This window comes from Erwinia rhapontici, assembly GCF_020683125.1.
GTDB lineage: Bacteria > Pseudomonadota > Gammaproteobacteria > Enterobacterales > Enterobacteriaceae > Erwinia > Erwinia rhapontici.
Map to the genome: position 1 here is coordinate 2741198 of NZ_CP085627.1, position 25391 is coordinate 2766588.

The 25391-nt window shown below is 51.6% G+C and carries 22 protein-coding genes, 2 tRNA genes and 1 other RNA gene; 11 read left to right on the top strand and 14 right to left on the bottom strand.

Annotation, left to right across the window (positions count from 1 at the left end):
- Nucleotides 1-9: 9 nt before the first annotated feature.
- The 4 genes from oppC to LJN55_RS12845 form a co-directional block, all read right to left on the bottom strand.
- On the bottom strand, nt 10-918 hold the full coding sequence (oppC, locus tag LJN55_RS12830; RefSeq protein WP_133841878.1) for an oligopeptide ABC transporter permease OppC: 909 nt from the start codon (nt 916-918) through the stop codon (nt 10-12).
- A 14-nt stretch (nt 919-932) separates the two neighbouring features.
- Nucleotides 933-1853: an oligopeptide ABC transporter permease OppB gene (oppB, locus tag LJN55_RS12835; protein WP_062743122.1), complete on the bottom strand. Its 921-nt coding sequence runs from the start codon at nt 1851-1853 to the stop codon at nt 933-935.
- 83 nt (nt 1854-1936) lie between these two features.
- Entirely contained in the window at nt 1937-3574 is a 1638-nt protein-coding gene (gene oppA, locus LJN55_RS12840) for an oligopeptide ABC transporter substrate-binding protein OppA (protein WP_133841877.1), read from the bottom strand.
- Between the two features lie 786 nt (nt 3575-4360).
- Nucleotides 4361-5008, bottom strand: coding sequence for a YchE family NAAT transporter (locus tag LJN55_RS12845; protein ID WP_227534589.1), 648 nt, complete (start codon nt 5006-5008; stop codon nt 4361-4363).
- 24 nt (nt 5009-5032) lie between these two features.
- On the opposite strand from LJN55_RS12845, the gene LJN55_RS12850 reads away from it, so the two are divergent.
- Nucleotides 5033-5245, top strand: coding sequence for a hypothetical protein (locus LJN55_RS12850; protein WP_159336550.1), 213 nt, complete (start codon nt 5033-5035; stop codon nt 5243-5245).
- A 236-nt stretch (nt 5246-5481) separates the two neighbouring features.
- Entirely contained in the window at nt 5482-8172 is a 2691-nt protein-coding gene (gene adhE / locus LJN55_RS12855) for a bifunctional acetaldehyde-CoA/alcohol dehydrogenase (protein WP_133841875.1), read from the top strand.
- A gap of 129 nt (nt 8173-8301) precedes the next feature.
- Here adhE and tdk read toward each other — a convergent pair whose 3' ends face one another.
- Entirely contained in the window at nt 8302-8928 is a 627-nt protein-coding gene (gene tdk / locus LJN55_RS12860) for a thymidine kinase (protein WP_133842145.1), read from the bottom strand.
- Nucleotides 8929-9289: 361 nt separating this feature from the next.
- Between tdk and hns the strand changes: the two genes are divergently transcribed.
- Entirely contained in the window at nt 9290-9697 is a 408-nt protein-coding gene (hns, locus tag LJN55_RS12865; RefSeq protein WP_133842144.1) for a histone-like nucleoid-structuring protein H-NS, read from the top strand.
- A 135-nt stretch (nt 9698-9832) separates the two neighbouring features.
- Here hns and LJN55_RS12870 read toward each other — a convergent pair whose 3' ends face one another.
- The 5 genes from LJN55_RS12870 to rssA all read right to left on the bottom strand — a co-directional run bounded on the left by LJN55_RS12870 (nt 9833) and on the right by rssA (nt 15343).
- Nucleotides 9833-10840 carry an NAD-dependent epimerase gene (locus tag LJN55_RS12870; RefSeq protein WP_227534590.1) on the bottom strand — a complete coding sequence of 336 codons (1008 nt, stop codon included), beginning with the start codon at nt 10838-10840 and terminating at the stop codon, nt 9833-9835.
- A 15-nt stretch (nt 10841-10855) separates the two neighbouring features.
- Complete coding sequence (locus LJN55_RS12875) at nt 10856-12196, bottom strand: UDP-glucose dehydrogenase family protein (protein WP_133841873.1); 1341 nt, start codon at nt 12194-12196, stop codon at nt 10856-10858.
- A 26-nt stretch (nt 12197-12222) separates the two neighbouring features.
- The gene (galU, locus tag LJN55_RS12880) at nt 12223-13131 is read right to left on the bottom strand and encodes a UTP--glucose-1-phosphate uridylyltransferase GalU (protein ID WP_133841872.1); all 909 of its coding nucleotides are present in this window, start codon (nt 13129-13131) and stop codon (nt 12223-12225) included.
- A gap of 194 nt (nt 13132-13325) precedes the next feature.
- Nucleotides 13326-14339 carry a two-component system response regulator RssB gene (gene rssB, locus LJN55_RS12885; protein ID WP_133841871.1) on the bottom strand — a complete coding sequence of 338 codons (1014 nt, stop codon included), beginning with the start codon at nt 14337-14339 and terminating at the stop codon, nt 13326-13328.
- Between the two features lie 95 nt (nt 14340-14434).
- Nucleotides 14435-15343, bottom strand: coding sequence for a patatin-like phospholipase RssA (gene rssA, locus LJN55_RS12890; RefSeq protein WP_159336549.1), 909 nt, complete (start codon nt 15341-15343; stop codon nt 14435-14437).
- Between the two features lie 106 nt (nt 15344-15449).
- Between rssA and LJN55_RS12895 the strand changes: the two genes are divergently transcribed.
- The 6 genes from LJN55_RS12895 (at nt 15450) to xthA (ending at nt 18290) form a co-directional block, all read left to right on the top strand.
- Nucleotides 15450-15911 (top strand): YchJ family protein, encoded by a 462-nt coding sequence (locus LJN55_RS12895; protein ID WP_133841869.1) that lies wholly within the window; start codon nt 15450-15452, stop codon nt 15909-15911.
- 39 nt (nt 15912-15950) lie between these two features.
- Nucleotides 15951-16799 (top strand): formyltetrahydrofolate deformylase, encoded by an 849-nt coding sequence (purU, locus tag LJN55_RS12900; protein WP_133841868.1) that lies wholly within the window; start codon nt 15951-15953, stop codon nt 16797-16799.
- 144 nt (nt 16800-16943) lie between these two features.
- Nucleotides 16944-17028, top strand: a tRNA-Tyr gene (locus tag LJN55_RS12905).
- Between the two features lie 71 nt (nt 17029-17099).
- Nucleotides 17100-17184: transfer RNA gene (locus tag LJN55_RS12910), tRNA-Tyr, on the top strand.
- Between the two features lie 39 nt (nt 17185-17223).
- Nucleotides 17224-17352, top strand: a non-coding RNA gene (locus LJN55_RS12915) — RtT sRNA.
- Nucleotides 17353-17486: 134 nt separating this feature from the next.
- A complete protein-coding gene (gene xthA / locus LJN55_RS12920; RefSeq protein ID WP_133841867.1) occupies nt 17487-18290 on the top strand; it encodes an exodeoxyribonuclease III in 804 nt (267 codons plus the stop codon).
- A gap of 67 nt (nt 18291-18357) precedes the next feature.
- On the opposite strand, the gene LJN55_RS12925 is transcribed toward xthA, so the two are convergent.
- The 4 genes from LJN55_RS12925 to LJN55_RS12940 are packed head-to-tail and all read right to left on the bottom strand — an operon-like array spanning nt 18358 to nt 22223.
- Complete coding sequence (locus tag LJN55_RS12925) at nt 18358-18675, bottom strand: YnjH family protein (protein ID WP_133842143.1); 318 nt, start codon at nt 18673-18675, stop codon at nt 18358-18360.
- Nucleotides 18675-20597, bottom strand: a complete 1923-nt coding sequence (locus LJN55_RS12930) for a DNA topoisomerase III (protein WP_227534591.1) — start codon at nt 20595-20597, stop codon at nt 18675-18677. Before LJN55_RS12930 ends, LJN55_RS12925 begins: the two co-directional genes overlap by 1 nt.
- Before the next feature lie 18 nt (nt 20598-20615).
- A complete protein-coding gene (gene selD / locus LJN55_RS12935; protein WP_227534592.1) occupies nt 20616-21662 on the bottom strand; it encodes a selenide, water dikinase SelD in 1047 nt (348 codons plus the stop codon).
- Between the two features lie 9 nt (nt 21663-21671).
- A complete protein-coding gene (locus LJN55_RS12940) occupies nt 21672-22223 on the bottom strand; it encodes an NAD(P)H nitroreductase (protein WP_200642444.1) in 552 nt (183 codons plus the stop codon).
- A gap of 193 nt (nt 22224-22416) precedes the next feature.
- Between LJN55_RS12940 and sppA the strand changes: the two genes are divergently transcribed.
- Together sppA and ansA are read left to right on the top strand one after the other, a co-directional pair.
- Nucleotides 22417-24273: a signal peptide peptidase SppA gene (gene sppA / locus LJN55_RS12945; protein ID WP_227534593.1), complete on the top strand. Its 1857-nt coding sequence runs from the start codon at nt 22417-22419 to the stop codon at nt 24271-24273.
- A gap of 102 nt (nt 24274-24375) precedes the next feature.
- Complete coding sequence (gene ansA / locus LJN55_RS12950) at nt 24376-25389, top strand: asparaginase (protein ID WP_227534594.1); 1014 nt, start codon at nt 24376-24378, stop codon at nt 25387-25389.
- The last annotated feature ends 2 nt before the right edge of the window (nt 25390-25391 follow it).

Below are 25391 nucleotides of genomic sequence, written 5' to 3' on the forward strand. Positions count from 1 at the left end.
GGAAACTCCTTAACGGTCTTTCGGGTCGAGGGCATCACGCAGGCCATCGCCAATAAAGTTGAAACAAAACAGGGTAATCACCAGAAAACCGGCCGGATAAAGCAGCAGCCAGGGTGAAACCTCCATCGAGTTAGCACCGTCGCTGAGCAACGCACCCCAGCTGCTCAGCGGTTCCTGCGTGCCGAGGCCGAGGAAGCTCAGGAAGGATTCAAACAGGATCATGCTCGGCACCAGCAGTGAGGCATACACCACGACCACGCCCAGTACATTGGGAACGATATGGCGCAGCACGATATTCAGCGTCGACACGCCGCCCACTTCCGCCGCTTCAATAAACTCTTTACGTTTCAGGCTCAGGGTCTGTCCACGCACAATACGTGCCATATCCAACCACGACACCATACCGATGGCGACGAAAATCAGCAGAATATTTTGACCAAAGAAGGTGACCAGCAGGATAACGAAGAACATAAACGGGAAGGAGTTGAGGATCTCCAGAACACGCATCATCACGGAGTCGATTTTACCGCCCAGGTAGCCCGCCAGTGTGCCGTAAAGTGTTCCCAGCACCACCGCCACCAGCGCCGCAGCAATCCCCACCATTAAGGAGATACGCCCGCCAATGGCGACACGCACCAGCAGATCACGCCCTGACGAATCGGTGCCCATATAGTGGCCCGAACTCATGTCTGGTGCCGCGGACATCATTGCCCAGTCGGTGTCGTCATAAGTAAACGCAGACAACATCGGAGCGAAAATGACAAACAGTGCGACCAGCAGCAGCACAAACAGGCTGGCGACCGCCGCACGGTTATGGATAAAACGGCGGCGCGCGTCCTGCCACAGGCTGCGTCCTTCGATCTCTAGCTTTTCACTGAAGTTATCCAGAGCTTCGCTGTTTTTCTTAACAAAAATCATCTCCAGCTCCTGGATCAGTAACGAATTTTTGGATCGATGACCGCATACAGCACGTCAACAATCGCATTGAACAGAATGGTCAGCGCCCCGACCAGGATCGTCAGGCTTAATACCAACGAATAATCTCGATTCAGCGCGCCGTTAACAAATAGCTGACCAATACCTGGCAGACCATAAATGGTTTCAATCACCATTGAACCGGTAATGATGCCGACAAAGGCCGGGCCAAGGTAAGACAGGACAGGCAACAGCGCGGGTTTCAGCGCGTGGCGCAAAACGATGCGGTGCATCGGCAGCCCTTTGGCGCGTGCGGTGCGAATAAAGTTGGAGTGCAGCACTTCGATCATCGAACCACGAGTAATACGCGCGATGCTGGCAATATAGGCCAGCGACAGCGCCACCATCGGCAGGATCATAAATTTCAGCGCCCCGCCATTCCAGCCTCCTCCGGGCAACCACTTCAAGGTAATGGAGAACAGCAACACCAGGAGCGGCGCGACCACGAAACTGGGGATGACGATCCCGGTCATTGCCACGCCCATAACGGCATAATCCCATTTGGTGTTTTGTTTCAGCGCGGCAATCACGCCAGCACTGACGCCCAGTACCAGTGCAAACAGAAACGCAGCCGCCCCCAGCTTAGCCGACACAGGGAATGATCCGGCCACCAGGTCGTTGACCGTATAATCTTTGTATTTAAACGATGGACCAAAATCCCCGTGCGCAAGCTGCTTCAGATAACTGAAGTACTGCGTCAGGATCGGATCGTTTAAATGATATTTGGCTTCAATATTTGCCATGACTTCAGGTGACAGCGTGCGCTCGCCGGTAAACGGACTTCCGGGAGCCAGACGCATCATAAAAAAGGAGATGGTGATCAGAATAAATAACGTCGGGATCGCTTCAAGAAAACGACGAAAAATAAATTTTAACATTGCCCTACCTGCCCGGCTTACTGCCTCAGCACTGCTCTATAAAAGATCTGCCGGGGAGAGTTCCCCCTCCCCGGGAACGACCATTAATGTTTAATGATGTACAAGTTTTTATCGTAGACGTTATCCAGCGGATCTTTACCGGTATAGCCGCCGACGTAAGGTTTCACCAGACGGGCATTGACGTAGTAATAGACCGGCACGATGACGGAATCCTTATCGAGGATTTTCTCAGCATCGGCATAACGGGTAGCGCGGGTCGCTTCGTCCGGTGATGCCAGCGCGTCATCCATCGCCTTATCGAAGGCCTCACTCTTATAGTGGGAGGTGTTGTTGCTGCTGTTTGACTGCATGGTGCCTAAGAAGGTGGTCGGTTCGTTGTAGTCAGCGCACCAGCCTGCACGAGCTACATCAAAGTTGCCCTGGTGACGGGTGTCGAGGAAGGTTTTCCACTCCTGATTCTCCAGTTTAACGTTCACACCCAGGTTTTTCTTCCAGATCGACGCAGCAGCAATAGCCAGCTTCTTATGCAGATCGGAGGTGTTATACAGCAGGTTGAAGGTCAGTGGTTTATCCGCTGTGTAACCGGCTTCAGCCAGTAATTTTTTCGCTTCTTCGTTACGTTTTTCCTGCGACCAGCCAAACCACTCTGGTGGCGTCAGCTTAATACCTTCGGTGTAAGGCGGAGTGTAGCTGTAGGCAGGCAGATCGCCCTGTCCTTTCACTTTGTTAACGATAATGTCGCGATCAATACCCAGTTTCAGAGCAGCACGAACGCGAGGATCGTTGAACGGAGCTTTCTGGTTATTGATTTCGTAGTAGTAAGTACAGAGATAAGGGTCAACATGCACTTCGGTCGGGATATCTTTTTTCAGCTTCTGGAATAACTCAATCGGCATGTTGTTGTAGGTCATATCGCTGCCGCCGCTGCGGTAGCGGTTAACATCGGTCACTTCAGAAGAGATCGGCAAGAAGGTGACTTTATCCAGTTTGGTTTCTGCGTTGTCCCAGTAATCGGTATTACGTACCAGAACAATACGTTCGTTCACTACCCACTCGGAGAGTTTGAAGGCGCCGTTGCCCACCCAGTTAGCGGGCTGAGTCCACTTATCACCAAATTTGTCTACTGCCGCTTTATTCACCGGAGACATGGAAGGATGGATCAGCAGCTTATAGAAATAAGGTACAGGTTCGCTCAATGTAACTTCCAGCGTATGCGCATCGATCGCCTTCACGCCCAGCGTGTCCGGGCTTTTTTTACCCGTAATGATATCGTCGATGTTCTCAAGATGGCCGTACTGCAGGTAACTGGCGTAAGGAGAAGCTGTTTTCGGATCGGAGAGGCGCTGCCAGCTGTAAACGAAGTCCTGTGCCGTTACCGGCTCACCATTGGACCATTTAGCATTATTGCGCAGGTGGAATGTCCACACCTTGCCATCTTTATTGTCCCAGCTCTCGGCCACGCCTGGAATCGGGTGCCCCTGCGGGTCACTGATAACCAGACCTTCAAGCAGGTCGCGGTTGACGTTAGATTCAGGCACGCCTTCTATTTTATGCGGGTCCAGCGACTGTAATTCAGCACCGTTACCTTTAACCAACTCCTGCTTAGCAGCCAGTTCGACTCCTGCTGGCACGGAGGCTGCAAACGCCTGCTGTGCTGTCATTGATCCCAGAGCCGCCATCACGCCAGCGGCGATCAGACTCTTCTTCGTGATGTTGATCATTTTTTACCTACTCCAGTTTTTATTAATACCAACGAGTGACAGGCACCGCGGTTACCCTATTTTCGGGAAAACTTAACCGGGCAGCGGAACGAGGCCGCCCGGCTTGTTTTTTTATACTTTGTACTGCTGAGAACTGCTGCTATCACCTTTCAACGCGCGGCGTTGCCGCACGTTGTTGTGTTCGTTCAATCATGGGATCTGAAACGCTTCAGAACGCTCCCCTTCGGATTGCATTTCCAGTGCCACTTTTTATCAAAGCCACTAAAAAATTATCAGAAGGGCTCCATTTCCGCTAAAGCTAAATAGCAAAAATGTTAACCATTTCTCTTTTATCATGATCAAAAGCAGGGGCAAAGCGTTATTTATTATTGAAAAATAACAGATAACTTGATGATAAATAGGAATAAAGACGAGTTACACCGTGAGAGTTTTCAAAAAAAGAACTTTTTTTGAGTGATTTTTAAACAAATATCGTAAAAATATGAGCAATAATTACATTAAAACTACCAACCAACGAAAAACCAGCATTAACAACCATAAAGATACAAAATCGCACTATGTTGTAATGTTAAAAAAATCACACCCCCTACAATTGCATGGATAATCATATTGTTTTCAGTAATTACATTAATAATCGATGCACCAATGTAAGAGAAATGAATAAATGCACCAAAATAATCCACCAAAATGGTGTATTGCACTTTTATAGTGCATTGCAATGTAGGGATGTTTAAAAAAAGCGCATTAAATGCGCTTTATATTCACCAATTCAGAATTTTAACCGGGTTAATTTGTGAGCCCCGGAAACAGTGCGCGAATGCCTGTGACGACGAATTCAATCCCCAGCGCCATCAATAGTAAGCCCATAATACGTGTGACGACATTTATACCCGTTTGACCCAGTACTCTGACCATCAAAGGGGCTGCGCGGAATAACAGCCAACAGCAAAAAGCAAACAACGCAATCGCCAGGGTAAAGCCCAGTAAGTTTTGCCAGCTATGGTAGCGGGTGCTCCAGACAATGGTTGAGCTGATAGCGCCTGGCCCGGCCATCAGCGGCAGCGCCAGCGGCACGACGCCAATACTTTCACGGTTAGCGCTTTCTGACTTCTCCTGCTTGTTCTGTTTGTCCTCGCCCAGCTTCCCACTGATCATCGACATCGCGATAGTGACCACCAGAATGCCGCCCGCGATACGAAAAGAATCAATAGAAATGCCAAAAATATGCAGGATGCCGTCTCCGAGAAACAGCGCCGTCCACAGAATGATCGCCACTGACAGATTGGCCGTCAGATTGGTTTTATTCCTCACTGCCGGAATCTGGTAGCTGGTCATACTGATAAACACCGGAATGATCCCAATGGGGTTGACCAGTGCAAACAGACCAACGAAAAATTTGATATAGCCAGAGAGATCTAAAAGTGCAGGATTCACATGCGCTCCTGTGGGGGACGGTTGATGGCGGCTAATGTAATGGAAATTGCCGATAATGACTATCCCCTCAAGGCTGGAATATCACACCAAATTATCAGCATAAACCCAGCGATTCTGACTACCTTGACATCACATTTCAGCACAATAAAAAACAAAAATGCGCAGTTTTTTTTCGTAACAGACGACTTTGCTTTAGACCGGATTATTCCTACAGCTGAATGGTATCAGCTTACATAATTAATGATCTAAATCATGTTTTCACCCCTGCACAACCGCTATGCTCAAGGACATCAAAGGGAAGTGATAACGTACCGAAAGGGGTCTGTAATGACCTGTACCACAGACTCTTTTAGTAAACCTATTAGAACGTTTTTAGCCATTCGGCAAGCCCTGACGGGCAGTGTTCTCCGACATGACTATAATTGCTAATTCTGACTTGTTTACTAATAGAGTTTAACTTTCAGGAGAGCCACATGGCCGTTACTAATATCGCTGAACTTAATGCACTGGTTGAACGTGTTAAACAAGCACAGCGTGAATATGCCAACTTCACCCAAGAACAAGTAGACAAAATCTTCCGCGCCGCCGCGCTTGCCGCAGCAGATGCCCGTATCCCACTGGCTAAAATGGCCGTTGCCGAATCTGGCATGGGTATCGTTGAAGATAAAGTGATCAAAAACCACTTCGCTTCCGAATACATCTATAACGCCTACAAAGACGAAAAAACCTGCGGTATTCTCGCCACCGATGACACCTTCGGTACGATCACTATCGCAGAGCCCACCGGCATAATCTGCGGTATCGTCCCAACGACTAACCCAACCTCGACCGCTATCTTTAAAGCACTGATCAGCCTGAAGACCCGTAATGGGATCATTTTCTCGCCGCACCCCCGTGCTAAAAACGCCACGAATAAAGCCGCAGATATTGTTCTGCAGGCCGCCATTGCTGCGGGTGCTCCAAAAGATATTATCGGCTGGATTGATGTCCCTTCTGTTGAGCTGTCCAATCAGTTGATGCATCACCCGGATATCAACCTGATTCTGGCAACCGGCGGTCCGGGTATGGTGAAAGCGGCCTACAGCTCGGGTAAACCTGCCATCGGCGTTGGTGCAGGTAACACCCCTGTCGTGATCGATGAAACTGCGGATATCAAACGTGCCGTAGCCTCTATTCTGATGTCAAAAACCTTCGATAACGGCGTTATCTGCGCCTCTGAGCAATCCGTTATTGTTGTCGACAGTGCTTATGAAGCCGTTCGTGAACGCTTCGCCAGCCACGGCGGTTATATGTTGCAGGGCAAAGAGCTGAAAGCCGTTCAGGACATCATTCTGAAAAATGGCGCACTGAATGCTGCCATCGTTGGACAGCCTGCGGTGAAAATTGCGGAAATGGCCGGCATCACCGTTCCGGGCACCACCAAGATTCTGATTGGTGAAGTGAAACTGGTCGATGAGTCAGAGCCTTTTGCCCACGAAAAACTGTCTCCGACACTGGCCATGTACCGTGCCAAAGATTTCAATGACGCGGTAAGCAAAGCAGAAAAACTGGTGGCAATGGGCGGTATCGGTCATACCTCTTGCCTGTACACCGATCAGGATAATGAACGTGAACGCGTGAACTACTTCGGCGATAAAATGAAGACCGCGCGTATTCTGATTAACACCCCTGCTTCTCAGGGGGGCATCGGTGACCTGTACAACTTCAAACTCGCCCCATCACTGACACTGGGCTGCGGCTCATGGGGTGGTAACTCGATTTCTGAAAACGTCGGACCAAAACATCTGATCAACAAGAAAACCGTGGCCAAGCGAGCAGAGAATATGTTGTGGCACAAGCTTCCTAAGTCTATTTACTTCCGCCGCGGTTCACTGCCTATTGCTCTGGACGAAGTGGCCACCGATGGGGCGAAACGCGCCTTTATCGTGACCGACCGCTTCCTGTTTAACAACGGCTATGCAGACCAGGTCGTTAACGTGTTGAAAGCACGTGGCGTTGAAACCGAAGTGTTCTTCGAAGTGGAAGCCGACCCGACGCTGAGTATCGTACGCAAAGGTGCTGAGCAGATGCTTTCGTTCAAACCTGACGTCATTATCGCCCTGGGCGGTGGTTCACCGATGGATGCAGCGAAAATCATGTGGGTCATGTACGAACACCCTGAAACCTCTTTCGAAGAACTGGCACTGCGCTTTATGGATATCCGTAAACGTATCTACAAGTTCCCGAAAATGGGCGTGAAAGCGAAAATGATCGCGGTGACCACCACCTCAGGGACCGGCTCAGAAGTGACACCGTTTGCGGTTGTTACCGACGATGCTACAGGCCAGAAATACCCACTGGCAGACTATGCGCTGACCCCGGACATGGCGATTGTCGATGCCAATCTGGTGATGGATATGCCGAAATCCCTGTGCGCCTTCGGTGGACTGGATGCCGTGACCCACGCACTGGAAGCCTACGTTTCTGTGCTGGCTAACGAATACTCTGACGGCCAGGCGCTTCAGGCGTTAAAACTGCTGCAGGAAAACCTGCCAGCCAGTTACAACGAAGGGGCGAAAAATCCGGTAGCACGTGAGCGCGTTCACAACGCCGCGACCATTGCAGGTATCGCCTTTGCCAACGCCTTCCTTGGGGTTTGTCACTCAATGGCCCATAAACTGGGTTCTGAATTCCACATCCCACACGGTCTGGCGAACTCGCTGTTGATTTGCAACGTCATCCGCTATAACGCTAACGACAACCCGACTAAACAGACCGCGTTCAGTCAGTATGACCGTCCTCAGGCGCGTCGTCGTTACGCCGAAATCGCCGATCACCTGCGTCTCAGCGCACCGGGCGACCGTACTGCGCAGAAAATCGAAAAACTGCTGGTCTGGCTGGATGGCATGAAAGCGGAACTGGGCATTCCTAAATCCATCCGCGAAGCGGGCGTCCAGGAAGCAGACTTCCTGGCAAAAGTCGACAAACTGGCCGATGATGCTTTCGATGACCAGTGTACCGGCGCTAACCCACGTTATCCGCTCATTGCTGAGTTGAAACAGATTATGCTGGATAGCTTCTACGGCCGTGACTTTGTTGAGCCCTTCGCCAATTTGGCCGAAGCGGTAACAGCGACTGATTCTGCCGCCGACGTTAAGAAAACAGAACGTAAAGTGAAACGTTAAATCCATCGTGACACAAAAAAACCCGCCATCTGGCGGGTTTTTTTATACATAAAGGGGCATAAAATAGTAAGCAATACTTATAAACGGAATAACGCGTACTACCTAAACCTTTAACGTAAAAGAATACTGTCAGACACTGTCTTCAGAATGACGATGTCCATAGATAGCCACCAAAGAGCCACTGTCCAGCGCTTCATAGTAGTGTTTACGACACACTGAAACGTAACGCTCATTGCCGCCAATCTCTACCTGAGCCCCTTCTTTAAAGGGTTTTCCTGTTTCATTAAGACGCAATACCATGCTGGCTTTCCTGCCACAGTGGCAGATGGTTTTTAATTCAACCAGTTTATCTGACCAGGCCAGCAGATACTGACTGCCGATAAATAACTCGCCGCGAAAATCTGTACGCAAACCATAACAAAGTACAGGTATATCTAAATTATCAACAACATCAGATAATGCTTTCACCTGATCGCGTGTCAAAAACTGACTTTCATCCACAAGCACACAGTGAATCGGTTCGATCTGATGCTCTGCGTTTATCTCACTAAACAGCGACGTGCTGTTATTATACAATTTAGCCGGAGAAGAAAGCCCAATACGTGAACTCACCCGGGCTGCACCAAAGCGATTATCAATCTCTGCGGTATACACCAGCGTGCGCATGCCGCGCTCATGATAGTTATATGAGGACTGCAGCAATGCCGTTGACTTACCGGCGTTCATGGCCGAGTAATAGAAATAAAGTTGAGCCATGAGCTCCGCTCCGAATGTCACTTAAGATGGCCGGAGTGTAACATAAACACGGTTGTTCACGCCCTGCCACATGTAATAACCAGGGGGTAAATAGTAGCAAAGTGGTATGTATCGCACAGTCCGTGCAGGGTTTAACAATTAACAAATGTTAACGAGAGAGTGTTCCATCTGTGCAATCATCGACTAAAAAGCGCATTATTTAGCTAGCACATCATATTTTGGCTCTCATTTTTTAACTCAACATTATGCTTTATTAGCTCATTCAGCTTTCTTACAAAATTAACTATTGCAGTTCCGAATGGCGAACACTATTATTATCAGGCAGAAACATCCCTATCAATATAATTTAGAGAATTGGACAATGAGCGAAGCACTTAAAATTCTGAACAACATCCGTACACTGCGTGCTCAGGCAAGAGAATGTAGCCTGGAAACTCTGGAAGAAATGCTGGAAAAACTGGAAGTTGTCGTGAATGAACGTCGCGATGAAGATAACCAGGCGCAGGCAGAAGTTGAAGAACGTACACGTAAACTTCAGCAATACCGCGATATGCTGATCGCTGATGGTATTGATCCAAATGAATTACTGTCTACTCTGGCCGCGGCTAAAGCACCAGGTAAAGCTAAACGCGCTGCGCGTCCTGCTAAATATTCTTACATCGATGAGAATGGCGAAAGCAAAACCTGGACAGGTCAGGGTCGTACTCCAGCAGTTATCAAAAAAGCCATTGAAGAGCAAGGCAAAAAGCTGGAAGACTTTCTTCTGTAATTCTGCTCAGGGTCCTTTTCTACTACCCCATAATTAAATGGGGTTTTTTTGGTCCTATTTTTAGTCGTTATCACCGGGCACGGATAAAAAAAGGAAGCCGATGGCTTCCTTTTTCTTTAGTTACGCAAACCCAAATTAAACCGGGTAAAAGCCTTTGTACCAGTCGACAAAGCTCGCCACACCCTCTTCTACCGACGTTTTCGGCTTAAAGCCGATAACCTGATATAAAGCCGTGGTATCGGCACTGGTTTCCATCACATCACCGGGCTGCATCGGTAACATATTTTTCTCAGCCACCTGCCCCAGTGCTTTTTCCAGCGCTTCAATATACGCCATCAGCGTCACAGGCTGGCTGTTGCCGATATTATATACCCGGTAAGGTGCAGAGCTGGTTGCCGGGCTGCCGGTTTCCACCGTCCAGTCTTTATCTGCGTGCGGAATGACGTCCTGCAGGCGTACAACCGCCTCGGCAATATCATCAATATAGGTAAAGTCGCGGCGCATCTGTCCGTGGTTATAAACGTCGATTTTTTCACCCGCAAGAATAGCGCGGGTAAACTTAAACAGCGCCATATCCGGACGTCCCCAGGGACCATATACTGTAAAGAAGCGCAGCCCCGTGGTGGGAATACCGTAGAGATGAGAATAGGTATGCGACATCAGCTCATTCGCCTTCTTGGTCGCCGCATACAGCGATACAGGATGGTCAACGGAGTCATCCGTCGAGAATGGCATTTTACGATTGAGGCCATAGACTGAACTGGAAGAAGCATACAGCAGATGTTCCACTTTATTGTGGCGGCACCCTTCCAGAATATTAAGATGGCCAATCAGGTTAGCGTCTGCGTAGGCCAGTGGGTTTTCCAGTGAGTAACGGACACCTGCCTGTGCGGCAAGGTGGATAACGCGTTGGAAGCGCTGGTTGCGGAACAGTTCGGCTATCCCTTCACGGTCGGCAAGATCGCCTTTCACAAAGGTGAATTCGGGGTGAGTATTAATCAAATCAAGACGTGCCATCTTGAGATTAACATCATAATAATCATTCAGGTTGTCGAGCCCGACAACCTGGTGACCGGCGGCAAGCAGACGTTGCGTGACATGAAAGCCAATGAAGCCTACTGCGCCGGTGACCAGATATTTCATACTACCCTCGTTTAATTATGCAATTTGTAGAGATGCTCCGCGGCCGATTGCATAATAAACAAAACCGCGTTTGCTGATTCTTTCTGGATCATACAGGTTACGACCATCAAAAATCACGGGTTCTTTCAGAGCATTTTTAATCACATCAAAATCAGGCGCACGGAAGTTTTGCCATTCAGTACAGATAACCAGGCCATCTGCTCCCTGAAGTGCCGCTTCTTTGGTTCCCATCAGCTTCAGATCGCTGCGGTGGCCATAGATGCGCTGTGCTTCGTCCATGGCTTCTGGATCAAAGGCCTGAACCGTTGCTCCTGCCTGCCATAATGCTTCCATCAGAACACGACTGGAGGCTTCACGCATGTCATCGGTGTTTGGCTTAAATGACAGCCCCCACACGGCAAAGGTTTTGCCCTGCAAATTTTCACCAAAATGACGCTTGATAAAGGTTGGCAGCTTATTTTTCTGCGAATCGTTAACGTCTTCCACGGCTTTCAACAGACGTGGCGTGTAGCCAATCTGCTCAGCGGTGCGAATCAGTGCCTGCACATCTTTCGGGAAGCAGGAACCACCGTAACCGCAGCCCGGATAGATGAACGAGTAGCCAATGCGCGAATCAGAACCAATTCCCTGACGGACTTTTTCAACATCTGCACCCAGGCGCTCGGCGAGGTTGGAGATTTCGTTCATAAAGCTGATTTTAGTCGCCAGCATGCAGTTTGCTGCATACTTGGTCAGTTCAGCACTACGAATATCCATCAAGATCATACGATCGTGATTACGATTGAACGGCTCGTACAGCTCACGCAGCAGCTCGACAACGTCATCATTGTCCGTACCGATAACGATACGTTCCGGGCGCATACAGTCGCTGACTGCCGCACCTTCTTTCAGGAATTCAGGGTTAGAGACCACATCAAAGGTCAGCGAAACGCCGCGCCCTTTCAGGGTTTCTTCCATGACCTGACGCACACGGTCAGCCGTACCGACTGGAACGGTTGACTTGTCCAGCACCACTTTGTGGTCTTTCATGTGCTGCGCGATAGTACGCGCAACCGCTGTAACATATTTCAGGTCAGCCGAACCATCTTCATCCGGAGGCGTACCAACAGCGATAAACTGCATAACACCATGGTTGACGCCATCTTCGGCGTTCGTGGAGAACTTCAGGCGACCCGCCTCATAGTTCTGCATAACCAGCGGCGTCAGGCCCGGTTCAAATATAGGAATGATCCCTTTCTTCAGATTCTCGACTTTGTTCTCGTCGACATCGATGCAAAGAACGTCATGTCCGACTTCGGCCAGAACTGCAGCCTGAACCAGACCAACATAGCCGATACCAAATACGGTGACTTTCATTGAATTGTCCCGGTTAGAAATTAAACTTACTTTTTATTACCGACGGTGGTTTCCAGCCAGGCTTTAAAATCGCTGCCCAGTGTGTTGTGACGCACACCGTACTCAACGAAAGCCTGCATGTAGCCCAGTTTGTTACCACAGTCGTGGCTCACACCTTTCAGGTGGTAAGCTTCTACGGTCTCTTTCTCCATCAGCATAGCGATAGAATCCGTCAACTGGATTTCATCACCCGCACCTGGAGGGGTTTTCGCCAGCAGTGGCCAGATATCCGCAGACAGAATGTAGCGACCTACAACCGCGAGGTTGGAAGGTGCTTTGTCCGCTTTTGGCTTCTCGACCACACCGACCATCGGGGCGCTGTCGCCTGGCTTCAGCTCTGCGCCCTGGCAATCAACAACGCCATAGGCCGTTACGTCCGCTACCGGCTCAACCATAATCTGGCTATGACCGGTTTCGTCGAAGCGCTTCATCATCTCTGCCAGGTTTTCTTTAGACAGGTCAGATTCGTATTCGTCGATAATCACATCGGGCAGGATCACCGCAACAGGCTCATTACCAATCACCGGCCAGGCACACATGACAGCGTGGCCCAGGCCTTTTGCCAGACCCTGACGGACCTGCATGATGGTGACGTGCGGAGGGCAGATGGACTGGATCTCTTCCAACAGCTGACGCTTAACACGTTTTTCCAGCATCGCTTCCAGCTCAAAACTGGTGTCGAAGTGGTTTTCGATGGAGTTTTTGGAAGAGTGCGTAACCAGCACAATTTCATTAATTCCTGCGGCGATACATTCGTTTACGACATACTGAATCAGCGGCTTATCAACCAGCGGCAGCATCTCTTTTGGAATCGCTTTTGTGGCAGGTAACATACGCGTTCCCAAACCAGCAACCGGGATAACCGCTTTTTTTACTTTGGACTTATAGGCAGACATCAAAGTACCTCTCTTTAGGCCGTTCAAGTTATTACTTGATATGTCGAGTTAAAAAACGAAGTGAGTATACCAGTTGAACCCACGCGGATTTATCCTGGTTAGACCATTTCAGCGCAAATTAAGACTATTACCCAAGTGTAAAGCTTATCTCTGGCCCTGTCTGCCAGGGCCAGATGAAAATAGTCACGGGGTGGTCATTCTGTAGACAACATCAGGCGCAGCCGACCTCCGGCGCCCCATACCTGACATTGCCAGGCATCACAACGCTGGCTAATTTGATTAAGATGTGTACCGCCGAGCGTGCCAAGAGGGACACCGTTGCTCAACTGAATTTGATGAGGATGAACATTGAGAGTGGCGTTTAAACCAGCAGAAACCAGAATCAGGTTCTTTAAACCCTGGTGGTAATAGCCAACCAGCAACGGAAATTGCCCTTTCAGGTTGGCCTGACGCAATAAAAGATTGACCTGTTTAAGTAATGCACCCAGTTCGGGTAAACGCGGTCCCTGCCCTGACAACTGTTCCTGCAACAGGCCATTAAACAGTGCCCGCAATAACAAGGCAGCCAGCACCCCGTTGTCGCCTGCCCGGGTGACATCCAGACAGTAGAAAGCCAGATCTTTCTCTGACAACGCTGCGACATCCAGCACCAGTCCTGGCTGTTCGGCCATGGTGAGCTGACGATAGTTCACCCGGCAGTGGGCAATCGTCTGTTGCACGGGGGGTTGCAGTTCTTTCAACAGTTTTGCGGCAGCCTTAGGATCGCTGACCAGCGCGTCCCAGTCCTGAAACAATTGCTCATCCTCTTCCACTTTAGAGGTAAACATTGAGGGATAGAGGCATTCAAAAACAGCTTCGCGCAGGCGCCCAAGGTCTTTTACAGGCTTAAGCAGGACATCTTGCACGCCCAGACGCAGAACATGCGCAATGTCCGACATGTTCTCCGTGGCTGAGATAACGAGGATAGGCAGTGTTCCGCCCTTGCTACGCACATGCTCAACCAGTTGAATGCCGCCCATGCGCGGCATGGCGAGGTCACAAATCATCAGGTCGGGAAGCGAATGCGTCATGGTTTCAAGAGCATGGACGCCGTCATCCGCCAGAGTGACAATAGCGCCCAATGCAGTGAGGAAATTATCCAGCAGGGACCGGAAAACGACTTCGTCCTCGACGATGAGAATATGTTTTCCGCTTAATGGCTTTTCCATTGTGTCCCCCTGCATGACAGATACCTCAATAGTGGTCTATAAACGCCTTTTGCGCCTCTCAGAATTGCCTGAAGTAGCATGCTTAATCGACCACGCTATTGTCTGTCACGCACCAGCGGTAACAGTTCGTCCATTTTTTTCTCAACGGATAATCTCCCCGCTTCAATCGCTTCCTCTGCCCGGTGAAAATCCAGAGTGGAGATTTGCGGACAGAGTGGTTGTATCAGTACATCAGGAGGATCCCCAGCCATGCGATTACGCTTAAGCCGGTTTTCCAGAACCTGAATAGAGGTGGACATGATCTCCATCGCGCCGGGCGTATACTGCATTTTACGCGACGTGATGCGCCCGATACGCTGGCGCAGTCTACCGCTCCAACTGTTTGGTGCAGGTAAGTGAGTATCGCCATCCGATTCTGGCGTTACGGAGAAAAGTTCCTGCTGCATAAGATGTGCATCATGCTGAAGGTCGACCGCAATAACGATATCTGCTCCCAACGCGCGCGTCAGAGAGATAGGAACAGGATTGACGACCGCACCATCCACCAGCCAGTAGCCATTCCAGCTCACCGGCGCCAGTAAGCCTGGCATACTACAGGAAGCACGTACGGCCTGATGCAGATCGCCTTCCGTCAGCCACAGCTCGCGCCCGGTGCTGAGGTTCGTCGCTACGGCACCAAAAGGCAGGTCGCACTGCTGGATAGTGTCGCAGTTTATCAAACTACGGACATGACTGAAGACGCGTTCGCCACGGATTAACCCGCCACGCTGCCAGGAGAAATCCATCAGGCGAATGACCTGCCAGTAGCTGAAAGAACGCACCCAGCGTTCCATCAGCGGCAGGCGCTGAGTGGCATAGGCAGCGCCCACCAGCGCGCCAACGGAGCATCCTGCTACCACGTCAATTCGAATTCCGGCACGTTCAAGGGCATTAATTACACCAATGTGCGCCCATCCTTTGGCTGCTCCCGATCCCAGCGCAAGCCCGATTTTTACCTGTCTCATTCCACCTCTGGCCAGTGCTCAACGAACAAAATGGCATCACCGCGTCTGCCCGGTTATCATGACGCCTGAAAATCTTCTTACCTGTTATAAAACTTCCGGAGTCAACGTGTCTGAACATTGTCCGTGCGGTAGCGGATTGCAGTATAGCCTATGTTGCGAATCGTATCTAAACGGGAACGCTCTCCCTGACACACCAGAAAGCCTGATGCGCTCGCGCTATAGTGCTTATGTGAAGCATGATACGGCTTATCTGGTGGCAACCTGGCATCCGTCGTGCCACGCAGAACGATTCTCAGCCAGTATTGAAGAGAGCTATGCTCACACTCACTGGCGGGGATTAACCATTCTTAGCAGTGAAATATTGCCGGATAAACCCCAGGGTTATGTGACATTTTTTGCCCGATTTACGGAAAATGGGCGTGAAAGTTTTATTCATGAACGTTCGCGCTTTCTTCGTGAGGAACAACGCTGGTACTATATTGACGGAACTTTCCCGCCAATCGGGCGTAATGACCAGTGCCCTTGTGGTTCTGGCAAAAAATACAAGAAATGCTGCGGTCAGTCGTGACCCGGATTTCCCTTTTGTATCGACAGGATTACCATCGCAATGCAAGCGCAAACACTGCAACGTAAAGTTCTACGCACTATCTGCCCTGATGCTAAAGGGTTGATCGCGAAAATCACCAATATTTGCTACAAACACGAACTGAACATTGTGCAAAACAATGAGTTTGTTGATCACCGCACCGGGCGCTTCTTTATGCGCACTGAGCTGGAAGGCATCTTTAACGACAGTACGCTGCTGGCCGATCTCGACAGCGCCCTGCCCGTTGGATCCGTGCGTGAGCTGCAACCCGCCGGCCGTCGCCGAATTGTCATTCTGGTGACGAAAGAAGCGCACTGCCTGGGCGACCTGCTGATGAAAAGCGCCTACGGTGGTCTGGATGTCGAAATTGCCGCCGTGATTGGTAACCATGACACGCTGCGCACGCTGGTTGAGCGTTTTGACATTCCCTTCGTTCTGGTCAGCCATGAAGGCTTAACCCGCGAAGAGCATGATAATAATATGGCTGCGGAAATTGACCGCTATCAGCCTGATTATGTTGTGCTGGCAAAATATATGCGCGTGCTGACGCCGGGCTTTGTGCAGCGTTATCCAAATCAGATTATCAATATCCACCACTCATTCTTGCCCGCCTTTATCGGTGCGCGCCCTTATCATCAGGCCTATGAGCGCGGTGTGAAGATCATTGGTGCAACGGCGCACTACGTGAATGACAATCTGGATGAAGGCCCGATCATTATGCAGGACGTGATCCATGTTGATCACACCTACACTGCTGAAGATATGATGCGTGCGGGTCGTGACGTTGAGAAAAATGCCCTGAGCCGTGCCCTCTATCAGGTACTGGCTCAGCGCGTGTTTGTTTACGGCAATCGCACCATCATTTTGTGAGCCGGATGATGCTGTTTTGTCTGACAAAACAGCATCCCGGGCAAAAAAACGGCAAACACGCTGTTTTATGCAAAACGGGGCTTTACAGCATCACTTCATTTGATATGATGCGCCCCGCTTAACAAGCACAGTAATCAGGCCAGTGGTGGGGTTCCCGAGCGGCCAAAGGGAGCAGACTGTAAATCTGCCGTCATCGACTTCGAAGGTTCGAATCCTTCCCCCACCACCATTTCTGGAGCGCGCAGCGACGCTGTTACGCTTCCCCAGCAAAGATACTGAACTTGTTAACACGCTTCCCCTGGTGGGGTTCCCGAGCGGCCAAAGGGAGCAGACTGTAAATCTGCCGTCATCGACTTCGAAGGTTCGAATCCTTCCCCCACCACCATCTTCAGATACCTAAACACCTCCAAACTTGTTCCACAATTCATATCCCCGTTGGGGAAGAATGAGAAGCTTCGACCGAAGGTTTGCGTCGAACGCAGTGAGACAACGCCATTTATGGCGGCCCGAAGGGTGAGGAGCGACGCGACGAATAATCCTTCCCCCACCACCATCTTCAGATACCTAAACACCTCCAAACTTGTTCCACACTTTCATATCCCCTTTATCAATCGCAGCAATATTTCTTTCTGCTGGCAAAACCTGCTACCATTCCGCCCACTTTTTCCACGCAAAATGGCCTGTGCTATGAAATTTCTTTCTTTTAATATCAATGGGCTGCGTGCACGCCCTCATCAGTTACAAGCAATCGTTGAGCAGCATCAGCCGGATGTCATCGGCCTGCAAGAAACGAAAGTTCACGACGATATGTTCCCCCTCGAAGAGGTCGCTAAACTCGGCTACCACGTGTTTTACCACGGGCAGAAAGGCCACTACGGCGTAGCGCTGATGACCAAAGCAGAGCCACTGGCCGTGCGCCGTGGCTTTGACGGTGATGATGAAGATGCTCAGCGTCGTATGATCATGGCCGATATCCCGACCGCATCCGGCATTGTGACCGTGCTGAATGGTTATTTCCCTCAGGGCGAAAGCCGTGACCATGCGACCAAATTCCCGGCAAAAGAGAAATTCTATCGCGACCTGCAAAGCTATCTCGAGCAGCAAAGCACCGACAATCAGATTCTGATCATGGGCGATATGAATATCAGCAGCACCGACCTGGATATCGGCATCGGTGAAGAGAACCGCAAGCGCTGGTTACGCACCGGCAAGTGCTCTTTCCTGCCGGAAGAACGTGAATGGATGGATCGTCTGATGAACTGGGGGCTGGTTGATACATGGCGTGCGCAGAATCCGGACGCTAACGACCGTTTCTCATGGTTCGACTACCGTTCTAAGGGTTTTGATGACAACCGCGGATTGCGTATTGATCTGGTGCTGGCCAGCAAACCACTGGCGGAGCGCTGCATCGCAACCGGGATTGATTATGATATTCGTGGGATGGAAAAACCGTCAGACCATGCGCCGATTTGGGCAGAGTTTTCACTGTAATTCATCGTACTGATGTCATGTTGCAGGGCGGCGGTCCATCGCCCTGCAACATCAACAATGATGCCTGTTACTTCACAATACGCCAGATAAGATTGTTTGTTCCCAGCGATTGCTCATCACGCACACACTGCAACAGCACCCCTTCACTTTTCAGTACTGCCCCCTCGGTATAGCTCTGGTTCTCATAGATACAGCAGCGTTGACACGGAGGTTGACTGTTGCGGCTACCCTGAGTCCAGACTTCCGGTGGCATATCGACCACGACGTCAGCATTTCCGCCACCGTTATTGCCATTATTATTACCATGACCGTTACTGATGTAACGTTCAGCCATCGTTGGGGCGCTGATAGCAAGCAGCAGTAACATAGCCAGACGCAATTTCATCACTCGCTCTCCTTCTCTTTTGCCGCCTTACGGCGCGGTTTTTTCGCTTTGTTCGTCGACGGTGCCGGTAAGCCCCGGAAGGCATGCGCAGCGGGTTGCTGCCGCGCCTGATGGATAAGACTGTGCAATGTCTCTACCAGCGGGAACATAAAGTCCTGATAGCGGCACTGCTTCTCACTGATTTTAGTCAGCGTTGACTCCCACTGCGCGGTCATATCCGGCCGCGCGGCCATCTCCGGCAGTGAATGGATTAACGCGCGTCCCGCCGGGCTGGAGTGGATAGAACGCCCTTTCTTAAATAAGAACGTGCGTTTAAACAACAGCTCGATAATGCCGGCGCGCGTAGCTTCCGTTCCTAAACCATCGGTCGCACGTAGCACTTTCTTGAGATCTTTATCCTGAACAAAGCGTGCAATGCCCGTCATCGCCGACAGTAACGTGGCATCGGTAAAGGGGCGCGGCGGCTGGGTTTGCTTATCGATCACTTCCCCGCGCTCGCACAGCAGCTCATCGCCCTTCGCCACCACGGGCAGCGGCGTGCCATCGTTCTCTTCATCACGCTCTTTGCTGCCCAGCAGCGCACGCCAGCCCGCTTCAGCAAGGAAACGCGCCTTCGCCACAAACTTGCCGCCTGCGATATCCAGCTCGATCACGCACTTACGATAGACCGCATCCGGGCAGAACTGCATCAGATACTGGGTGGCGATCAGCCGGTAGATCTGCTGTTCGTTCTCCGTCAAAGAGACCCGGCTGCTGCGTGCTGTTGGGACAATGGCGTGGTGAGCATCTACCTTTTTATCATCCCAGCAGCGATTTTTTTGATCGCTGTTGAAATCAGCGGGTGGTGTCAGATCGGGCTGATGGGCATTGATGGCATTCAGTACCGCCTGACGCCCGGCAAAGTGCTCGTCGGGCAGATAGCGGCTGTCAGAACGCGGGTAAGTGATCAGCTTATGGGTTTCATACAGACGCTGACAGGTATCGAGAACAACCTGCGCACTCAGCCCAAAACGTTTACCCGCTTCAATCTGTAATGCCGACAATGAGAACGGCAACGGTGCAGTATCGTTCTCACGCTTGTCGTTATAGCTGGTGACCAGCGCGGGCTGGCCATCAATACGCGCCACTACATGGTCCGCCAACGGGCGATGCAGCAAACGCCCCTCTTCATCCTGATAAGGCTCACAGGAGTCACTGGGCTGCCACAACGCGACAAATCGTTCATCCTTTGGCGTAACGATATGCGCTTTCACTTCAAAAAAATCTTTCGCCACGAAGTTTTCAATTTCTTCATCACGGCGGACCACCAGCCCGAGCACGGGTGTCTGGACACGCCCCACGGACAGTACGCCATCGTAGCCTGCATTACGCCCCAGCAGGGTATAGGCGCGCGTCATATTGATGCCGTACAGCCAGTCGGCGCGTGAACGCGCCAGCGCAGAAACGCACAGAGGAATAAATTCGCGGTTTTCGCGTAGTCGCGTAATGGCTCTTTCCACCGCCTGCGGGTTGAGATCGTTAATCAGGCAGCGTTGTACCTTTGCCCGCTTTTCTACCGGCATGGTGAGGTAGTCCAGCACTTCATCGACCAGGAGCTGACCTTCACGGTCCGGGTCCCCCGCATGAACCACTTCACTGGCCTGCTCCAGCAAGCCTTTAATCACATTGAGCTGTTTGGCGACGGATGGTCGCGGCTTCAACTGCCACTTCTCCGGCACAATAGGCAGATCCGCCAGCGACCAGCGGGCGAACCGGCTGTTATAACTGTCAGGTTGCGCCTGTTCTAACAGATGCCCCACGCACCAGGTCACCACCTGGTCGGGGCCACAGGCAATATAACCATCACCACGGCGATGCGGTTTCGGCAGGACATCCGCAATAGCACGGGCAAGGCTGGGTTTTTCGGCAATAAACAAACGCATCCGGGGGTGAATTCCTGCTCAGGGTTTGACTTCAATAACGGCCCTTCCGGCCTGCGCCGTCAGGAGTTCGCCAATCGGTGTTAGCGAAATAGCATGTGCGGTCGCCATCGCCTCAACGACGGCTTCCACGCCCGGTAAAACGGCGAGTAACAGGCCACCCGAGGTTTGCGGGTCGCACAACAGATGACGCTGCATATCGCTCATGGGCCCCACCAACTGACCGTAGCTGGCAAAGTTACGCCCGGTGCCACCAGGCACACATCCCAGGGAAATATACTCTTCAACGCCCGGCAAACGCGGGATCGCGTGGAACCACAGATCGGCATGCAATCCGGCACCCTGACACATCTCGCTCAGATGTCCCAGTAAACCAAAGCCGGTCACATCCGTCATGGCACTGACCCCCGCTTCAGCCGCGAAGGCCGCACCGATCTGATTAAGCTGGCACATGGTGGCCGTCGCAAGTCCCTGGTGCTCCTGACGCAGCAACGATTTCTTCTCTGCGGTGGTCAGGATACCAATCCCTAAGGGTTTGGTGAGATAAAGGCGGCAGCCCGGCAAGGCTTCGCTGTTGCGTTTTACCTGGTCGGTATTGACGATGCCCGTAACAGCCAGGCCGAAGATTGGCTCCGGCGCATCAATAGAGTGCCCCCCCGCCAGGCTGATCCCCGCCTGTTCACAGACGCTGCGCCCACCTTCTATCACTCTACGCGCAATTTCCGGTGCCAGTACGTTAACCGGCCAGCCCAGAATGGCAATCGCCATAATCGGTTTGCCGCCCATCGCCCAGATATCACTGATGGCGTTAGTCGCAGCAATACGCCCGAAATCGTAGGGATCGTCGACGATTGGCATGAAAAAATCGGTAGTGCTGACCACTGAGGTGCCGTTGCCCAGGTCGTACACGGCCGCATCATCGCGGGTTTCGTTGCCCACCAGCAAATTGGGATCTTTGCGCAGTGGGTGATCGCTGTGCAGAATACGGTCCAGCACCGCCGGGGAAATTTTACAACCGCAGCCTGCTCCATGGCTGTACTGCGTCAGACGAATGGTGTTCTCGTTCATCTGCATCACTCAGAAATAGCTGACGAATGGCGCGCTGTCTGGCGACTGGATAGTGGTAGAGGATTTCAACTGTGGCGTACCCAGATAGAGGAAACCGACAATCGCATCCTGTGCACGGCAACCAAATGCCTGACGTACCGCTTCGTCTTCTGTCCAGGCACCACTGCGCCAGATGCCGTTAAAACCCTGTGCCGCTGCGGCCATCTGCATTGCCATCACGGCGCAGCCAGCAGAAACCACCTGCTCCCAGCGCGGGACTTTTGGATGCTCTTCACAGTGAGCCACCACGGTAATAATCATCGGAGCACGGAACGGTGCCTGCTGCGCTTTTTCGATAGCTTTATCATCCAGCTGTGCATCACGCGAGACGTTTTCCAGCAGCGTACTGAAGCGGTCACGGCCTTCATTTTCAATGATGATAAAACGCCACGGCTGTAAGGTACCGTGATCGGGAGCGCGCATACCTGCCTGCAGAATGTTTTCCAGTGCCTCACCGGTCGGAGCTGGCGCAGCCAGACGGGATGCCGAGCGACGGTTAACCAGTAATTCCAGAGCGTCCATAACTTCCTCCTGATAATAATTTGTATCCCGCAGAAACTAGCACAGGATGATGTTTTGTTACAGCATTGCGCTTTTTCCTGCTGACAATTACGCCACTGCTAATTAGGATGTGAGCTATTACTGCCCGGTTTAGCGGTTACGCTGTCACCGACATCCCGCGTATCGGGTATTTCATTGCGATTATGGAGAGTTTATGCGCGTCTTGTGGCGAATTATCGCTAATTTTTTTAAGTGGACATGGCGGGTGCTGAATTTCGTACGCGAATTTATTCTCAACCTTTTCCTTATCCTGTTGATCCTGGTGGGCGCGGGTATCTGGTTCCAGTATAACAGTGCCAGTACGCCTGCCGATGTTCAGAAAGGCGCACTGACTGTGGACCTCAGCGGTGTGGTTGTCGACAAACCTTCTGTCAGCAACACCATGAGCAAACTGGGCAGCCAACTGCTGGGTGCCAGCAGCGATCGCCTGAAAGAAAACTCACTGTTTGACGTGGTGGATGCGATTCGCCAGGCCAAAGGCGATGCCAAAATTACCGGCATGGTACTGGATCTGCGCAACTTTGCTGGCGCGGACCAGCCGTCACTGCAATATATTGGTAAGGCACTGCGCGAGTTCCGCGACAGCGGCAAACCGATCTACGCTACGGGCGACAGCTATAGTCAGGCACAATATTATCTCGCCAGCTTTGCGAATAAGATTTACCTCTCCCCACAGGGTACGGTCGATCTGCATGGCTTTGCCACCAATGGTCTCTACTACAAAACGCTGCTGGATAAACTGAAAGTCAGTTCCCATGTCTTCCGCGTCGGGACCTATAAATCAGCGGTTGAACCTTTCCTGCGTGATGATATGTCACCTGCGGCACGCGATGCCGACAGTCGCTGGGTCGGTGAGCTGTGGCAAAACTATGTCAATACGCTGGCGGCCAACCGTCAGATCACGGCAGACCAGGTCTTCCCGGGTGCACAGGGCGTGCTGGATGGCCTGCAGAAAGTCGGTGGCGATACCGCTCAGTATGCCAAAGACACCAAACTGGTGGATGAACTGGCCTCTCCGTCCACCGTGGATCAGCAACTGGTGAAAACATTCGGCTGGGATAAACAGGCGAAAGACTATAACGGCACCAGTATTTATGACTATCCGCTGAAAAATGCCCCGACCACCGATGGCAACATCGCGGTGATCATGGCTAATGGCGCGATTATGGATGGCGAAGAGACACCAGGCAGCGTGGGCGGTGACACCACTGCAATGGAAATCCGTGATGCCCGCCTTGATCCGAAAATCAAAGCCATCGTCTTCCGCGTGAACAGCCCGGGCGGCAGCGTGACGGCCTCTGAAACTATCCGTGAGGAGCTGGCAGCTGCGAAGGCAGCCGGTAAGCCGGTAGTCGTTTCGATGGGCGGTATGGCAGCCTCAGGCGGTTACTGGGTCTCTACACCGGCTAACTACATCATTGCCAGCCCGAATACGCTGACCGGCTCCATCGGCATTTTCGGCGTGATCAACACCGTTGAGAACTCGCTGGATGCTATTGGCGTGCACACGGACGGCGTAGCGACCTCACCGCTGGCTGATATTGCCAGCACCAAGGCGCTGCCGACGGAAGTGCAGCAGTTGATGCAGTTAAGCATCGAGAACGGCTATAAAAACTTCCTTAACCTGGTGGCAACGTCACGCAACAAAACACCGGAACAGATTGACCAGATTGCACAGGGCCATGTCTGGACCGGCAGTGACGCGAAAGCGAATGGACTGGTCGATGCCCTGGGTGACTTTGACGATGCCGTCGCCAAAGCTGCAGAGCTGGCTAAACTCACGCAGCCGCAGCTCAGCTGGTATCAGAATGACCCCAGCCTGATTGAGGTGCTGTTCAGCCAGGTCGATGCCTCTGCACATGCGGCGTTACCTGAAACGCTGAAAGCCTGGCTGCCCGCTCCAATGATGGATGTGATGAATGCCATGAAGGATCAGCCAGGACTGATGAACGATCTGAATGATCCTCAGAACCGTTACGCATTCTGTCTGAGCTGCGGTAACGTCAAATAGCGGTGACCGCGATCACTATTCAGCCCGACGCCATCTGGTCGGGCTGCTTTTCCTCTCCTTTCCCCTTATACTGCGCTTTTTTGGCAAGTCTTGAGTTTACTAATGCAAAAGAAATCCATTTACGTCGCCTATACGGGCGGTACGATCGGTATGCAGCGCTCTGAACACGGCTTTATTCCGGTCTCCGGCCATCTGCAACGTCAGCTGGCCAATATGCCGGAGTTTCACCGCCCGGAGATGCCTGATTTCACCATCCATGAATACCAGCCGCTGATTGACTCCTCGGATATGACTCCGCAGGACTGGCAATCGATTGCGGAAGACATTCGTCAGAATTATGACAATTACGATGGCTTTGTCATTTTGCACGGCACCGACACCATGGCCTTTACGGCCTCTGCGCTGTCGTTCATGCTGGAAAACCTGGCCAAGCCGGTGATTGTGACAGGCTCACAGATCCCACTGGAGCAACTGCGCTCCGACGGCCAGCAAAATCTGCTGAACTCACTGTTTGTCGCCGCAAATTATCCGATTAACGAAGTGACGTTATTCTTCAATAACACGCTTTATCGCGGTAACCGCACCACCAAAGCGCACGCTGACGGTTTCAATGCCTTTGATTCGCCAAACCTCGCCCCGCTGCTGGAAGCCGGTATCCATATTCGTCGTCTGAATACCCCTGCCGCACCTGCAGGCCAGGGAGCGCTGATCGTGCATCCGATTACACCGCAGCCGATTGGCGTGGTGACAATCTATCCGGGCATTTCTGCTGCCGTGGTGCGTAACTTCCTGCAACAGCCGGTAAAAGCACTGATCCTGCGTTCTTATGGCGTCGGGAATGCTCCGCAGAACAAAGAGTTCCTGCAGGAGCTGAAAGAGGCTTCCGATCGCGGCATTGTGGTCGTTAACCTCACGCAGTGCATGTCGGGTAAGGTCAATATGGGGGGTTACGCCACCGGAAACGCTCTGGCCCTGGCTGGCGTGGTGAGTGGTGCCGACCTGACCGTTGAGGCTACACTGACCAAACTGCACTTCCTTCTGAGCCAGGACCTGACCAGCGACGAAATTCGTCAGCTGATGAAACAAAACCTGCGTGGTGAACTCACCCCGGACTAATC

Bases quoted from the DNA above. Each gene is read 5' to 3' on its own strand.
- ansA (WP_227534594.1), top strand. From the start codon at position 24,376: ATGCAAAAGAAATCCATTTACGTCGCCTATACGGGCGGTACGATCGGT.
- LJN55_RS12925 (WP_133842143.1), bottom strand. From the start codon at position 18,675: ATGAAATTGCGTCTGGCTATGTTACTGCTGCTTGCTATCAGCGCCCCA.
- sppA (WP_227534593.1), top strand. From the start codon at position 22,417: ATGCGCGTCTTGTGGCGAATTATCGCTAATTTTTTTAAGTGGACATGG.
- oppC (WP_133841878.1), bottom strand. From the start codon at position 918: ATGATTTTTGTTAAGAAAAACAGCGAAGCTCTGGATAACTTCAGTGAA.
- adhE (WP_133841875.1), top strand. From the start codon at position 5,482: ATGGCCGTTACTAATATCGCTGAACTTAATGCACTGGTTGAACGTGTT.
- LJN55_RS12850 (WP_159336550.1), top strand. From the start codon at position 5,033: ATGGCGGCTAATGTAATGGAAATTGCCGATAATGACTATCCCCTCAAG.
- rssA (WP_159336549.1), bottom strand. From the start codon at position 15,343: ATGAGACAGGTAAAAATCGGGCTTGCGCTGGGATCGGGAGCAGCCAAA.
- hns (WP_133842144.1), top strand. From the start codon at position 9,290: ATGAGCGAAGCACTTAAAATTCTGAACAACATCCGTACACTGCGTGCT.
- LJN55_RS12870 (WP_227534590.1), bottom strand. From the start codon at position 10,840: ATGAAATATCTGGTCACCGGCGCAGTAGGCTTCATTGGCTTTCATGTC.
- purU (WP_133841868.1), top strand. From the start codon at position 15,951: ATGCAAGCGCAAACACTGCAACGTAAAGTTCTACGCACTATCTGCCCT.
- rssB (WP_133841871.1), bottom strand. From the start codon at position 14,339: ATGGAAAAGCCATTAAGCGGAAAACATATTCTCATCGTCGAGGACGAA.
- xthA (WP_133841867.1), top strand. From the start codon at position 17,487: ATGAAATTTCTTTCTTTTAATATCAATGGGCTGCGTGCACGCCCTCAT.
- LJN55_RS12930 (WP_227534591.1), bottom strand. From the start codon at position 20,597: ATGCGTTTGTTTATTGCCGAAAAACCCAGCCTTGCCCGTGCTATTGCG.
- LJN55_RS12940 (WP_200642444.1), bottom strand. From the start codon at position 22,223: ATGGACGCTCTGGAATTACTGGTTAACCGTCGCTCGGCATCCCGTCTG.
- selD (WP_227534592.1), bottom strand. From the start codon at position 21,662: ATGAACGAGAACACCATTCGTCTGACGCAGTACAGCCATGGAGCAGGC.
- oppB (WP_062743122.1), bottom strand. From the start codon at position 1,853: ATGTTAAAATTTATTTTTCGTCGTTTTCTTGAAGCGATCCCGACGTTA.
- LJN55_RS12875 (WP_133841873.1), bottom strand. From the start codon at position 12,196: ATGAAAGTCACCGTATTTGGTATCGGCTATGTTGGTCTGGTTCAGGCT.
- oppA (WP_133841877.1), bottom strand. From the start codon at position 3,574: ATGATCAACATCACGAAGAAGAGTCTGATCGCCGCTGGCGTGATGGCG.
- galU (WP_133841872.1), bottom strand. From the start codon at position 13,131: ATGTCTGCCTATAAGTCCAAAGTAAAAAAAGCGGTTATCCCGGTTGCT.
- tdk (WP_133842145.1), bottom strand. From the start codon at position 8,928: ATGGCTCAACTTTATTTCTATTACTCGGCCATGAACGCCGGTAAGTCA.